This is a genomic window from Atlanticothrix silvestris CENA357 (assembly GCF_016056295.1).
Lineage (GTDB): Bacteria > Cyanobacteriota > Cyanobacteriia > Cyanobacteriales > Nostocaceae > Atlanticothrix > Atlanticothrix silvestris.
This window is the reverse complement of the sequence record NZ_JAECZB010000092.1, coordinates 101,834-115,431: the sequence shown is the minus strand read 5'-3', so window position 1 is coordinate 115,431 and position 13,598 is coordinate 101,834. Positions and strand designations below refer to the sequence as shown.

Below are 13,598 nucleotides of genomic sequence, written 5' to 3'. Positions count from 1 at the left end.
TACGTTCAGTGTTTTAAATCATCCTCTAGTTTGACTTTGCTGCACTTGCTGTAGCATTTGCTCATAACTTGTTGCAGGTGCAAGACATTTCAAACCTTGACAAACTAAGGCAATGCTTCCTGCTGGTAAATTTGAGACGATACTAAACGCTGCTACAGGTAAATATTGAGGAATGAGAGATTTAATTTGCTCAATGGTACTACGAATTAAGGTAGAGTTACGATACCAATCTAAGGCGGTGAACAAGCTAGGACATGCTTGGGGAGCGCTATCCATGACACTGCTAAAAGCTTTTAAACCTTGTTCGGCTAAATCTAAGTAATGTAGATTATCGGTAAGTAAAGCTAGACGGACTAAATTAGCGATCGCGACTCCGTTGGCTGATGGTGTAGCATTATCTGCATAGCTACGCTCACGTACAATTAAATCTTGACTAGCATCACTGGAGGTATTGTAGTAGCCACCTAATTCTACACTCCAAAGAAATTCATCAAACTCATCTTGGAGAGCGATCGCTTGTTCTAACCAGTCTTTTTGGTCAGGACAACAAGCTTGTAAATCCAACAGCGCTTTAATAAATAAAGCGTAATCTTCTGACTGCGCCAGCACAGTTGCTTGGCCTTGATAATTAAGTCGATGGAAACGCCCATCAACAAATTGATGCTGCAAGATGAAAGTCGCTGCTCGTGCAGCTATTTCCACATACAAATGTTCTTGGAACACTCCAGCAGCTCTTGCTAACCCAGAAATCATCAAGCTATTCCAGGCCACAATCATTTTTGTATCTGTCACCGAAGGAATGCGACCTGGCCAGTCATGAGTTTTTGCTTCCTGATTGTTAGCAGCAGGAGGAAAAGTCTTCAGTACATTTGGTGCATCACCATAACGAGCAGTAAACAACTTGCTCAATGCGATTTCTAATGTTGCACTTAATTGTCCCGAATCACGTCTTTGGAGGACATTCTTACCTTCAAAGTTGCCATTAGGAGTTACTGTAAACTTTTGTTGTAATTCCGTTAGTTCCTCTGGCGTTAACAGTTGTTCTAGTTCGCTGTAACTCCAGACATAAAATGCTCCTTCTTCTGGCTCTACTGCGGTGGGGCTAAGAAAGCTATCGGCATCTTGAGCAGCATAAAAGTAACCTTCCGGGGCAGTCATCTCTCGTTGTAGCCATTCAACAGTACCCGCAACTGCTCGTTTAAACGCTGCTTCTTGAACTCCAGTACTCCATAAGTTCGCTAAATACTCAACAATCTGACCATTGTCATAGAGCATCTTTTCAAAGTGAGGCACTGTCCAAGTAGCGTCAACAGTATAACGATGAAAACCGCCGCCTACATGATCATAAATGCCTCCCAAGGCTAAATCTAGTCCCCTTTGAGTACAAATTTGCTTGCCATCATCCTGAAATTCCCGTTCCCAATCAGAGCCACGGAACAAAAACCGAGTTCCCCGCAGCGCTAATTCTGCATAAGGAATCATGGGAAAACTATTACCGTATTGATTCGGAGTAATTATGCTCGTGCTGGTTTTCCAGCCTTGCTTGAGCAATTCATTTGTTTGAGCTTCTTGAGTAGCACCGTTTTGCAATACCGCAGAAGTCAGTAGCGATTCGATAATCAAGGCTTTGCGTTGGCGCAAGTCCTCTTTTTCTGTATCGTAGTAGCGGCGAAGAGCTTGCAACACTTGCAAAAAACCGGGACGACCATAGCGGGGATCAATGGGAAAGTAAGTACCGGCGTAAAACGGTACTAAATCGTCAGGAGAAAGAAAAATGTTTAAAGGCCAACCTCCTTGACCACTCATCATCTGCAAAGCCTGCATGTAAATGCTGTCGAGGTCGGGTCTTTCTTCTCTATCTACTTTGATGGGCAAGAAATTAGCATTCATGTACTCGGCAATAGCTAAATTCGAGAAAGCCTCGCCTTCCATGACAGTACACCAGTGACAACTAGAGTAACCAATGGAGAGAAAGATGGGCTTATTTTGTGCCCTTGCAGTTGCGAGAGCTTCATCACACCAAGGCCACCAATCAATTGGGTTGTCGGCGTGTTTGCGGAGGTAGAGACTCTTAGCTTCAGCAAGGCGATTAGTCATGATTAGGATGCAGATAGTTGCCTTCTTAGCCCAGTCTACCCTGTTCCTCAAGGTGTTAGCCTAGATGTTTAAATACATGCACAAGAAACGCAACAAACAACTTATACTCTTGAGTCAAAAGTTTTTTTAGTTTTTTCGTGTAGAAAGATATTTTTACTTAAACGGTCGCCACAGAAAACTGACGAGCGTTGCAGGCGTTTCTTGGGTAGGTGATATTACTCTTGTCTGAATTCTGGAATGGTTTGGGCTAAGTCCTGCTATCAGATGGAGCAAGAAAGTAATGATGGCGGCTTGCACAAGTTTTTCGGGCATGGCAGGTCTCCCTTGGTTGATAGCATTGCAAGTAGGATGAACTACTGTAAATACACGCCGTACTATTGGTTTACCGGATTTTGAGATTAATAACCGGATAACTGATCACAAAAAAGCTAAATAAATGTTGAAAAAGTTACCAATAGCTGACGAAAATTTACTAGCACTTATGTAGTCATTGGTCTGGTCGCTAGGCTACCAAAATGGTGTAGCAAACCCCATTTTCAGGTTTGACGACGCTAGGGATTTCGTGATTGTTTTTTCCCTAACCAAATGAGCTTATTTCTTAAGACGCTTTTCCTTATAAAAAGTGCCCAGAGAGATTTATGCATCTGCCAAGTAGAGAATAAATTAGCTTACCTTGGGGAGAGGACAACAATCAGCCGTTGTCATAGATAAAATGGATGTAAAATAGCTACAAGCACGCTGCATGATTCCTATCGTCATTGAACAATCGGGTCGGGGCGAACGCGCCTTTGATATCTACTCACGCCTGTTGCGTGAGCGCATCATCTTTTTAGGACAACAGGTTGATAGCAATTTAGCTAACTTAATTGTTGCCCAACTACTGTTTTTAGATGCTGATGACTCGGAGAAAGACATTTACATGTACATCAATTCTCCTGGTGGTTCGGTAACTGCTGGTATGGGCATTTTCGACACGATGAAGCACATCCGTCCTGATGTTTGTACTATTTGTACCGGGCTAGCAGCAAGTATGGGAGCTTTTCTTCTCAGTGCTGGTGCTAAGGGTAAACGGATGAGTCTACCCCATTCTCGGATTATGATTCATCAACCTTTAGGTGGCGCTCAAGGACAAGCAACTGATATTGAAATTCAGGCGCGGGAAATTCTTTATCACAAACGTAAGCTAAACAGCTATTTAGCTGAACACACAGGTCAACCAATTGAGCGTATTGCTGAAGATACTGAACGCGACTTTTTTATGTCGCCAGAGGAAGCTAAAGATTATGGTTTGATTGACCAAGTGATTGACCGTCACGCTGCTGGTAGTCGTCCAGTAGTTGCTGCTGTCAGTTAGTATTCAATAAGTTCACTCCCAATACGATTCGTGTACGTGTGACCTTCATCCTAAAGGTGAAAGCTACACGAACCGTATTGCATCCACTCTGAACTCATTAAAATCCCGCTAGCGGGTCTGGTTGAGATTCCAAATATCTTAAGAAATCCAATAACTCTTCTTCACTCAGCAAAGAGCGTCCTAACTTACCATAGGTTTTTTTGAGATATTCCCTTCCCTGATCTTTCGTCCAACCTAAGCGCTCGATTTGAACATCGGTTTTTGCAATTACATCAGATAAATTTACTGGTTCATTTTTCTTCTTTTTTTTGCCTACCCCTGATAAAGTACTTACATTCTCTTGCTGATTGAAACTGCGGGGTGTAAACGGTGTGACATTACTAGGAGATGAAATTTCCGGAAAGAGTGGAATTTCTGACTGATTTTCAGAGGTCGTTTCCAAGTTTTCTCTTGGGGTTTCAAATTCTGATTCTTGATTGTTAGTTATAGGAAAGTTCTGATTTAAATCCTGGCTATAAGTATTGTTGTTGCTTGTTTTTAACGTATCATTTTCTACCAAATTTGGTTGGATATTTTGTTCACGAACAGGTGGTATGGATATTTCTTGGTTACTAGTTGACCACTGAGTACCGCTAAAATCCTCATCTGTTGCAGAAGCAAAGGTAGTCTCATTCAATCCTGCTGTTGTGTTCACGGCAGGATTTAGCTGTGCCTGGGATGTGGTTTTTGGAGAAAATACTGTTGCTGGTGGTGAACTAGTTATACCCAAAACTATTAGTGCCCTAGTTCTGGCTTGGTCTTCTGCCACTTCCACTGTTTCTGCCGCTGCCATACCTGTAGCGCGGGTTTCGCCTGCAATTTGCACGCTGGCCCGGACAATATATTTTCCTTGAAAAATTTCTACTAATTCGGATGTAAGACTGCCGTTGGGATACAATCTCTGGAATTGAGCCAACATAATAATGCCACCAATCTAAGTCTGCTGAATAATGGGTTGATGCTAACTGTCTGCCCCAGTGACAGATTGCCCCCCGTTTTTATATCTTCTTCCATCCCAGTTACAAAAAGGCTTTGCTGGATTTGCAACCACATTGGGAGATGACAAACCCTGCCCACAGTGTATCTATGGAGGTATTTTAATTCTAACTGTGTCCTGATTGTAGCAGTAGCGATATGTTGAGCCAATTTTGGACTTTTGCTGAAAAACTGTATTACTTTTTAAAATTTTCCGCGTCTTCGTATCCCCGCGTCAGTCCTAAACCGTCAATTTTGGGTCGGTCGAGTACTAGGTGGGCTCACCTTCAATGCTATACTGATTACCCAATTCTATATCCGGAACTATTTCCTAGAAGTACGCTCTAAATCTACAATAATGGAGATAAGGTTCGCCCTCACTGCTTGTTAAGCTGCTTATCTAATTGTTACCGATTCTACATGTGGCAAAATTAGGTTGATCAGCAGTTTCTCCTAGTTAAAGATCAGAGTCTAATGGCGTAAAAGTACCTTCAAGCTAGACAATCAAACACCTGTGGTTTCCCCTGATAGCGCTTTTGGGCAGCGTGGAGAGTTACACTAACCCAGGCTCTCAAAAACCCTTCGCGTAATTACCTAGTGGGGTAAAATTTCAATCAGGCGTACTGTTTCAGTTTGCTTAGGTGAAGAGACTTAAACGCAGGCAAACTCTGAGATTGTCGTGCAGTGAGAATTTCTAAGGTTGGTTTCCTTCTTTGGAATAGGAACCCTGCCTCAGGGCAAGTCGTTTCCAGCTAGTGTCTGTAAGCCATGAGGGTCTACAGGAAAGAACCAGATTAAACCAAAAATGATGTTTTGACCAAAGGTCGGTTCACTGCATGGAATTTTCAATCGCTACACTATTAGCCAATTTCACGGATGACAAATTGGTAGCTCGTAAAGTTTTAGAAAAGAAACTTGGTTGCGAGGACGAAAACAGTTTACAAAAACTTCACATTGCCTTAGAAGTACTGGAGAAAATTGGGCTTTTGGTGAAAGAACGGGGCAAGTATCGCCGCGTCACAGAAGAAGGCATGATCGAAGCCAAACTTCGGTGTTCTAGCAAAGGTTTTTGCTTTGCTATTCAAGATGTGGAAGGAGCCGAGGATATTTATATCCGCGAAAGTCACCTGAGTAATGCTTGGAATGGCGATCGCGTTTTGGTGAGAGTTCTCAAAGAAGGTAGTCGTCGCCGATCTCCAGAAGGAGAAGTCAAGCTCATTCTAGAACGTTCTAATCACACTTTATTAGCTCGCATCAAGCAGATAGAAGGTGGTTTTCGAGCAGTACCTTTGGATGATCGACTGCTGTTTGAACTGAAAATCCAAACCAACGGCATGAAATTAGAAGAAGCCCTCGATCACCTTGCCCATGTAGAAGTATTGCGTTACCCCTTAGCACAATATCCCCCATTGGGTCGGGTAGTGCAAATTCTCGGTAGTGATGCCGAAGCTGCTGCTGATATCGATTTAGTTACATGTAAACACGATCTTTCCCGTAATTTCCCAGACGCAGTTTTAGAAGCAGCAGCCAAATTACCGAAAAGACTACTAAAAGCCGATCTCAAAAACAAGTTAGATTTACGTAATTTATTTACCGTTACGATCGCTGGAGTCAACGGTGATCTCAAAGCAGTAGAAAATGCTTTGAGCTTAGAAACAACTGCCTCTGGTAATTGGCGTTTAGGCTTTCACATTGCCGATGTTTCTCATTATGTACAACCTGACGAACACCTAGATAGAGAAGCATTTAAACGGGGTAAATCAGTGTATTTGGGAGAACTAGTGCTGCCAATGCTACCTGAAACTGTAGCAGAACGCTGCGCCTTATTACCCGGAAGCGATCGCTTAGCTATTTCTTTTTTAATCACCATTGATCCCCAATCGGGAGAAGTGTTGGAGTGGGAAATTCAACCCAGTGTGATCAACGTAGACACTGCCCTTAGCAGGCAAAAAGCAGAAGCAATTCTCACCGATGAATCTCAAAATGCATCTGAGCAAGTAGTTCAACTGCTGCAAAATTTAGAAAAATTGCAAAAAGCAGTCAAACAGGTGCGTTTAGCTCGTGGAAGCTTGCAGTTGAATCTACCTTCTAGCCAAAATCCTTACCATGATGAGGGAATTTTGGGGGCTGTGGTGGTGAATGATTTACCAGTGCGATCGCTATTAACAGAATTGGTACTATTGGTTAACGAACTGATGGCTAACCACTTAAGCGCCTTAGGTATTCCTGCGATTTGGCGAGTTCAAGGCACACCCGATCCCGAAGATGTCCAGGAAATGCTGAAATTGGCCATCAACTTAGGTGTGGAACTGTCATTAGAACCAGAAGTAGAGATCCAGCCCCTGGATTATCAACACTTAACTAGGGCTTTTGCAGAATCTCCATCGGAGCAAGTGCTGACATATTTATTACAGGACACACTCAAACCATCTACGTACAGTACCACTAAAGGAATGCACTTTGGTTTGGCACTAGAGCAATACACTCACTGTAGTTCCCCCTTGCGGCGTTACCCAGATTTACTGATGCAGCGAGTGTACTATAGGCTGATAGAACACGGACGCGATCGCCGCAATACCCGTGTAAAAGAGCGAGTTAACCTGCGACACTCTTCTTCTCACACAGAAATTAACTGGAATGTTTTACCCCCAGAATTGCAACAAGAAATCCAAACTGACTTGAATCGGGTAATTATTCAGATTAACGATAGAGAAAAAGAAGTCCAAGAAGCTGAAGCCGATTTAGCTGGATTACAAAAAGCCCAACTCATGAAACAGCGCATTGGGCAGGTGTTTCAAGGGGTAATTACTGGTGTTCAATCTTATGGCTTCTTTGTGGAAATTGAAGTACCAGCAGCAGAAGCAAAAGCTGGTAGCAATCCTGGCGTACCTTTACGGGTGGAAGGACTGGTACATGTCAGTTCCCTCAAAGATGATTGGTATGAATACCGCGCCAGACAACAAGCACTCTTTGGCCGCAAAAATCGCGCTTCTTATAGACTAGGCGATCGTGTAGCTGTACAAGTTAAAAGCGTCGATTACTATCGCCAGCAAATTGATTTAGTCACTGTCGGTAGTGATGGTATTGCTAAAGGATCGACTGTCACTGATGTCAATGACGATGATGCATCAGACATCTACTTAGACGATATGGAGTCTGACGATTTAGAATCTTATGCTGACGATGAATAAACTTTGCTAATAATCGCGTGTCACATCATCCCAATCCCCTGATATTAGGCGTAACAGGTGCATCTGGTCTAATTTACGCTGTTCGCGCTCTCAAATATTTGCTCGCAGCTGATTATGAGATTGAACTAGTTGCCTCTAAATCAACATACATGGTTTGGCAAGCAGAACAGGATACTCGAATGCCAGCAGAACCAACTGCTCAAGAGCAATTCTGGCGGGAACAAGTTGGAGTCCCCGTTGGTGGGAAACTTAACTGTCATCCTTGGAGTGATGTCGGAGCTGGGATTGCTAGTGGTTCCTTTCGCACCTTGGGGATGATTATTATGCCGTGTAGCATGAGTACCGTGGCCAAGCTAGCAAATGGCTTGAGTTCCGACTTATTAGAACGAGCAGCAGATGTTCAACTTAAAGAAGGGCGCAAGCTGGTTATCGTTCCTCGTGAAACACCTTTTAGCCTGATTCATCTGCGAAACTTAACTACTTTGGCAGAAGCCGGAGTCAGAGTTGTACCTGCTATTCCTGCTTGGTATCACAATCCTCAAACCATTGAAGATTTAGTTGATTTTGTAGTAGCCCGTGCTTTAGATCAGCTGGATATTGATTGCATCCCTATTCAGCGTTGGCAAGGTCATCGTTAAAGTATGAAGTATGAAGTGTGAAGTATGAAGTAAAAATTTTCATCTATCATCCTTTATCCTTCATCCTTTATTCTTTATCCTTCATCCTTTTTTATGGCTGTAATTCGCTTAATTCTGTTAGTGGCTGTACTAGGAGGACTAACACTGTTGTTAGTTCAAAACTGGTCGCCTGTCCTACCGCTAGTGTTTTTGGGGATGCGGACTCAACCATTACCACTAGCAATGTGGATATTGTTCAGTATTGCCACTGGAGCTTTTACATCTGTACTAATCAGTGCCTTGTTCAAATTATCAAATTACTTTGGGGGACAGCAACGTCAAACTCCTTTAAAGTCGGGGACGGCTTCACCTCGTGCAAGAGCCGCCCGGCGGGAAGAACCTATACCTCCCCCTTCCAGTCCGCCACCGCGAGCTAGTAGAACAGAGTACGCTGCTAGTGATGCTAGTGAAGAATTTGACGATTGGGAAACAAGCAACAATACAGATGATGATTGGAACTTGGACGATAAGCCAACAGAAACGCCTACCCCTAATCCTAAAACTCAACCGTTTCAAGACTCTCAAACTTATGAACGTCAACAAGAACCCAAAAGTGGTTCTCAGTCTGGCTCAGTCTACTCCTACAGCTACCGCGAACCCAAAAATACTGCGGTAGGAAAAACAGAATCTGTCTACGATGCTGATTACCGGGTAATTATTCCCCCTTATCAACCACCAGCTAGTAATCAAGCTGATAATAGCGATGATGATGACTGGGAATTTTTTGAGGACGATGATTTTGAAGATGAAGACAAGCCCTCTCGTCCGTAAAGCTCTAATTATGGCTATCTTATACTACACCTTTCACGGGACTCTTGCCTGACTTTACCGTTCATAGCAGCTTCCTGCAAAGTCATGAAAGCATTTAAATCTTCCAAGTCATACGGGGTGGTCAACAGATGCCGTAGTTGGTTTTCTGCTTCAACCGTCAGATAACCAGTTGTCAAAGCTTGTTGCACAACGTCACGAATTCGAGTCATGGTTGATGCCTCTTACATACCACATTGATTGATTTGGTCTTACTCCGGTGGAATATGCAGTAGTTTTTGTGCTTAAGCCTTCAAGTTACCAAACCTTTTTTGGAAAATAATCAGAATTGAAGTCATTTTTTACACCTTCATTTGCAACATTTTGTTGATTGAAGCTTGCTATAGCGAAGTTTTAGAAGTTGATATACTGTGTAGTTAAAACACAGTATTATGTACAACTAAATCCGCCCACCAGAGTAAAGAGTCCTGTTAGTTTGTATTGACAGAATTTGTTCACTTAAAGTTTCAAACAAGCCTTATGAAATTTCCGTTAAGCCAACGATACCTAAGCAACAACTGCCAAGTCACCTAACGAAAGTTATTAAATTCGTTATAAATTCATCTTTTATTTATTCTGATTTCATTGAAGAATCGTTAGGATCTTGCCTGAGTTACAATAAATACATAAATAACGATAATGGCAGCAACTGATTCCAATCAAATAGAAGAGGAATTTATAGAGGCTAAAAGTAATTGGGAATTAGAAAAGTTATACATAGATTTAGCGTCAACTAAAGGAAAAGCCCTAACACCTGTAGAAAAAAAATTTCTCAGAGGTTTACTTTGTGGTTATAGCCCTGCTGAAATTGCCACTATAGTGTATCAAAGTCGTAGCAGTAGTACAGTAAGGGTTTATCTATCAAATGGGTTATATAAATACATAGAAGAACTGCTGAGTAACCAAATAGAACACTCAGTCAAGGTAAAAAATTGGAGTCGTGTGACTCATTTACTAGAAAAAGCAGGGTATAAAAAAGGAAGATTACAACTACAACCAGCAATTAACCCTAAAAAAACACTTCAAGAACCAGAAACTGATTTAGTAAAAATAAAATCAACCCAGATTCAAGATTGGGGTGAAGCAATAGATGTCAGTGTGTTTCACGGACGCAAAACAGAACTAGCAAAAATTCAAAAATGGATTGTGCAAGAACGCTGCCGCTTAGTGCTAGTCTTGGGTATGGTTGGCATTGGTAAAACCGCTTTTTCTGTCAAACTGGCACAAGAAATTCAAGATCAGTTTCAATATGTTATTTGGCGATCGCTACGTCTTGCCCCCTCCCTAGAGGAGATATTGAATCAGCTAATTAAGACTTTATCTCCACAACCAGAGACAAAAATTGCCAAAACAATAGAAAGCAAAATTTCCCAACTGATAGATTGCTTACGTTCTTCACGCTGTCTAATTGTCTTAGATCATTTTGACTCGATTTTGAACAGTAGCGACGAGTATGTACAAGTAGAAAATCATACTAACTACACTACCACCACAAGCATAAAAAATACTTCTAGCATTTCTCTACTTTCTCAGATTCAATATAGTCAAGGATATGAGATGTATGGAGAGTTGATTCGACGGGTAGGAGAGTTACAACATCAAAGTTGCTTAATATTAACGAGTCGGGAAAAAACTTCAGAGATTGCTGCTTTAGAGGGAGATCAACTACCTGTTCATTCTTTAAAATTGAATGGTTTAAATGAACAAGAAGGAATATTAGTTATCAAAGATAAAAGCTTAATTGGTGTGTCAAAAGAGACATCTAAATTATTGTTTGACTGGTATGCAGGCAACCCATTATTTTTAAAATTAATTGCTAGCGCTATTCAAGAACTATTTTTTGGCAATATTAATGAATTTATAGAACAGAAAATTGTAGTTTTTGGAGATATTAGAGCGAGTTTAGCTCAGCAATTCAATCGTTTGTCTCAACTAGAAAAGCATATACTTTATTTGTTAACAGTGAAGCAAGATCTTGTTTCCGTAAAGGAATTGCAACAGCATAATATACCGGGTTTATCGCCACGGCTATCGCAAAGATTAATACTAGAGTCTATAGAGTTATTACAAAGGCGATCTCTAATCGAGAAGGCTTCGCCTACGCTAATTGAAAGGCAGGCATCTAGCTTTTGCCTAAGCCATGTGTTGAGGGAATATATAATTGAACATTTAATAGAAGAAAATTTTAAATTAAGTGAAGAATAAGAAAACTATCTATTAAGCAATCATACAATTTTGGTTGCACAATTAAAAAATTACACCAGAGAAAGTCATATCAATGCGGAGATTTAAAGTAAAGTAAAGAGTTAGAAGTTAAGATAACTCATAACTCAGTACTCATAATTTATCACTGGAGTGAAGTGACTAGTGAGCAGTTTATTGCAAGGAGTCAACCTATACTTAATTGGAATGATGGGCGCTGGTAAGACTACAGTAGGACAGTTACTAGCAAAGCAATTAAGTTATGGATTTGTAGATACCGATAATGTAATTGCCCAAGCAGCAGGAAAATCTATCAATCAACTATTTGCCGAAGCAGGGGAAGCAGCATTTCGTCAGCTAGAAAGTGATGTACTAGCCCAAGTTTGTGCTTATACCAAGCTGACTATAGCCACAGGTGGGGGAATTGTGATGCGACAAGAAAACTGGAGTTACCTGCATCACGGTTTGATTGTGTGGCTAGATGTACCAGTGGAGCTACTCTACAACCGTTTGGCAGAAGATACCACAAGACCACTATTACAAGATGTTGACCCTAAAGGCAAACTGCGATCGCTCATAGAAGAACGCACACCACTTTATTCCCAAGCTGATCTCAAAATTACCGTGAATCATGAAGAAACACCGGAACAAATTGCTAACAGAGTCATGGAAATGATTCCGAGCGTACTTAAGCCACAAGTTTCTCATTAAGATAAAAGCGATCGCTTCACCAAATTTTGGTCATTCGTAGCACAAATCCCGGTAATTCTGGATCACCACTAACTACTTCGGGATGATCCCAAATTTCAGGTTCTTGATCAGGACGATAGATATAAACTTTTCGATTCTTTCGATCAATCAACCAGCCTAGTGATGCACCATTGTCGATATATTCTTGCATTTTGTCTTGTAATATGCTGAGGCGATCGCTAGCAGAGCGTAGCTCAATGACAAAGTTAGGACAAATTGGTGCAAAAGAAGCTTTTTGTGACTCAGTTAAAGCGTTCCATCGCTCCAGTTCAATCCAAGATGCATCAGGAGAACGCATAGCTCCATTAGGTAGCGTAAAACCTGTACTGGAATCAAAGCCAATCCCACTACCATCTTGTTCTGTCCAGTTTCCCAGTTGTGCGGCAATATTAAAGTTACGATTGCCTGTATCTGAAAAAGCTGGAGGCATGATGATTACTTCCCCATTAGCACTACGCTCAATTCGCAATTCTCGATTGACTTGGCATAACTCATAGAATTGCTCACTTGTCATCTGCACAAGGAAGGGAAAATTGACTGTTAAAGGTGTATTTTCAGTTTGAATTAACAGCGTCGTCATTTAAGTTTCCCTGGAAATAGAAATCTTAGGGGTAGCTTAATTCTAGAGTTTTGCAGAGTGCGATCGCACTGGGTACACAATTTTATTCCAGAATAAAATAAAGAAAACTGTAGTTAAAATGCAAATATGCGCTACAAAATTAGATTACAAAAGAGTGAGGAAGGATATGCTGTATGGTGTCCTGGTTTACCAGGATGCTGGTCTCAGGGTGAGACAGAAGAAGAGGCTTTAGAAAATATTAAGGATGCCATTCAAGCCTATTTAGAGGTGGTTGAGGAATTAACTCAGGATGCCGATGCTCGATATGTGGAAGTAGGGTAAAAATGCCGAAACTTCCGGGGATTAATCACCTGAGAGCTGTTAAAGCTTTGGAAAAAGTAGGATTTCAAGTTATTAGGCAAGGTAAACATATTACAATGACTGATGGTGAGCGTATCATCACCATTCCCAGAGCTAACCCAGTCAATGCCTATACGATGGCTGGAATCATTAAAGATGCGGGATTGGCAATTGAAGAGTTCAAACAACTTTTATAGTCTGCGATCGCCTTTTTCAAAACTCGACTAAATCGAGTAAATCAAGCCAATTCAATTAATGAAGGAGCTTGGTACATGAGAAACAAAACGTCAAATTTAAAAACTTGGTTGAGTTTGAGCGCTATCACGTTTTTAATCTTAATCATTATTTTTTTGGGACTACCAGCACTCTTCCTATTACTGCGCGTTCCTTCATTTGCAATTGGTGACGGTGCGTTATGGATTTTGCGCTGGAAAAATGAGGCAGATGGCTCTGGTATTAGTTTTAATCTACTACCTTTATTGATTATCGCCATTGTAGTTGGCTTGGTAGGACTAATTATTCGATCGCAGCGTGATCATCGCCGTTAATGAAAAAGCACAGAAGCAGAGTTTTTACAAAATATTTGA

Annotated in this window: 13 protein-coding genes; 9 read left to right on the top strand and 4 right to left on the bottom strand. The window is 41.3% G+C overall.

The window, feature by feature from the left end; translation table 11 throughout:
• Positions 1-18 precede the first annotated feature (18 nt).
• A complete protein-coding gene (locus I8751_RS22665; protein ID WP_214441353.1) occupies positions 19-2,097 on the bottom strand; it encodes a thioredoxin domain-containing protein in 2,079 nt (692 codons plus the stop codon).
• Positions 2,098-2,839: 742 nt separating this feature from the next.
• Between I8751_RS22665 and clpP the strand changes: the two genes are divergently transcribed.
• A complete protein-coding gene (gene clpP, locus I8751_RS22660) occupies positions 2,840-3,451 on the top strand; it encodes an ATP-dependent Clp endopeptidase proteolytic subunit ClpP (RefSeq protein WP_214441352.1) in 612 nt (203 codons plus the stop codon).
• Between the two features lie 97 nt (positions 3,452-3,548).
• Here the strand turns inward: clpP and I8751_RS22655 are convergent, their stop codons facing one another.
• A complete protein-coding gene (locus I8751_RS22655; RefSeq protein WP_214441351.1) occupies positions 3,549-4,409 on the bottom strand; it encodes a hypothetical protein in 861 nt (286 codons plus the stop codon).
• Positions 4,410-5,301: 892 nt separating this feature from the next.
• Between I8751_RS22655 and I8751_RS22650 the strand changes: the two genes are divergently transcribed.
• From I8751_RS22650 to I8751_RS22640, 3 genes are all read left to right on the top strand, one after another.
• Positions 5,302-7,656 carry a ribonuclease R family protein gene (locus I8751_RS22650; RefSeq protein ID WP_214441350.1) on the top strand — a complete coding sequence of 785 codons (2,355 nt, stop codon included), beginning with the start codon at positions 5,302-5,304 and terminating at the stop codon, positions 7,654-7,656.
• A 17-nt stretch (positions 7,657-7,673) separates the two neighbouring features.
• On the top strand, positions 7,674-8,294 hold the full coding sequence (locus I8751_RS22645) for a flavin prenyltransferase UbiX (protein ID WP_214441349.1): 621 nt from the start codon (positions 7,674-7,676) through the stop codon (positions 8,292-8,294).
• Between the two features lie 93 nt (positions 8,295-8,387).
• Complete coding sequence (locus I8751_RS22640) at positions 8,388-9,104, top strand: LapA family protein (protein WP_214441348.1); 717 nt, start codon at positions 8,388-8,390, stop codon at positions 9,102-9,104.
• A gap of 14 nt (positions 9,105-9,118) precedes the next feature.
• Here I8751_RS22640 and I8751_RS22635 read toward each other — a convergent pair whose 3' ends face one another.
• Positions 9,119-9,313 carry a hypothetical protein gene (locus tag I8751_RS22635; protein WP_214441347.1) on the bottom strand — a complete coding sequence of 65 codons (195 nt, stop codon included), beginning with the start codon at positions 9,311-9,313 and terminating at the stop codon, positions 9,119-9,121.
• Between the two features lie 466 nt (positions 9,314-9,779).
• On the opposite strand from I8751_RS22635, the gene I8751_RS22630 reads away from it, so the two are divergent.
• Positions 9,780-11,345, top strand: coding sequence for a helix-turn-helix transcriptional regulator (locus I8751_RS22630; RefSeq protein WP_318780358.1), 1,566 nt, complete (start codon positions 9,780-9,782; stop codon positions 11,343-11,345).
• A 162-nt stretch (positions 11,346-11,507) separates the two neighbouring features.
• Positions 11,508-12,053: a shikimate kinase gene (locus tag I8751_RS22625; protein ID WP_214441346.1), complete on the top strand. Its 546-nt coding sequence runs from the start codon at positions 11,508-11,510 to the stop codon at positions 12,051-12,053.
• A 16-nt stretch (positions 12,054-12,069) separates the two neighbouring features.
• Here I8751_RS22625 and I8751_RS22620 read toward each other — a convergent pair whose 3' ends face one another.
• Complete coding sequence (locus I8751_RS22620; RefSeq protein WP_214441345.1) at positions 12,070-12,672, bottom strand: Uma2 family endonuclease; 603 nt, start codon at positions 12,670-12,672, stop codon at positions 12,070-12,072.
• A 126-nt stretch (positions 12,673-12,798) separates the two neighbouring features.
• Between I8751_RS22620 and I8751_RS22615 the strand changes: the two genes are divergently transcribed.
• From I8751_RS22615 to I8751_RS22605, 3 genes are all read left to right on the top strand, one after another.
• Positions 12,799-12,993 (top strand): type II toxin-antitoxin system HicB family antitoxin, encoded by a 195-nt coding sequence (locus I8751_RS22615; protein ID WP_214441344.1) that lies wholly within the window; start codon positions 12,799-12,801, stop codon positions 12,991-12,993.
• A gap of 2 nt (positions 12,994-12,995) precedes the next feature.
• A complete protein-coding gene (locus I8751_RS22610; protein ID WP_214441343.1) occupies positions 12,996-13,208 on the top strand; it encodes a type II toxin-antitoxin system HicA family toxin in 213 nt (70 codons plus the stop codon).
• Between the two features lie 75 nt (positions 13,209-13,283).
• Entirely contained in the window at positions 13,284-13,559 is a 276-nt protein-coding gene (locus tag I8751_RS22605) for a hypothetical protein (protein WP_214441342.1), read from the top strand.
• The last annotated feature ends 39 nt before the right edge of the window (positions 13,560-13,598 follow it).

Coding starts and splice junctions, on each gene's coding strand:
- I8751_RS22635 (WP_214441347.1), bottom strand. CDS start 9,313: ATGACTCGAATTCGTGACGTTGTGCAACAAGCTTTGACAACTGGTTAT.
- I8751_RS22640 (WP_214441348.1), top strand. CDS start 8,388: ATGGCTGTAATTCGCTTAATTCTGTTAGTGGCTGTACTAGGAGGACTA.
- I8751_RS22620 (WP_214441345.1), bottom strand. CDS start 12,672: ATGACGACGCTGTTAATTCAAACTGAAAATACACCTTTAACAGTCAAT.
- I8751_RS22655 (WP_214441351.1), bottom strand. CDS start 4,409: ATGTTGGCTCAATTCCAGAGATTGTATCCCAACGGCAGTCTTACATCC.
- I8751_RS22615 (WP_214441344.1), top strand. CDS start 12,799: ATGCGCTACAAAATTAGATTACAAAAGAGTGAGGAAGGATATGCTGTA.
- I8751_RS22665 (WP_214441353.1), bottom strand. CDS start 2,097: ATGACTAATCGCCTTGCTGAAGCTAAGAGTCTCTACCTCCGCAAACAC.
- I8751_RS22610 (WP_214441343.1), top strand. CDS start 12,996: ATGCCGAAACTTCCGGGGATTAATCACCTGAGAGCTGTTAAAGCTTTG.
- I8751_RS22605 (WP_214441342.1), top strand. CDS start 13,284: ATGAGAAACAAAACGTCAAATTTAAAAACTTGGTTGAGTTTGAGCGCT.
- clpP (WP_214441352.1), top strand. CDS start 2,840: ATGATTCCTATCGTCATTGAACAATCGGGTCGGGGCGAACGCGCCTTT.
- I8751_RS22630 (WP_318780358.1), top strand. CDS start 9,780: ATGGCAGCAACTGATTCCAATCAAATAGAAGAGGAATTTATAGAGGCT.
- I8751_RS22650 (WP_214441350.1), top strand. CDS start 5,302: ATGGAATTTTCAATCGCTACACTATTAGCCAATTTCACGGATGACAAA.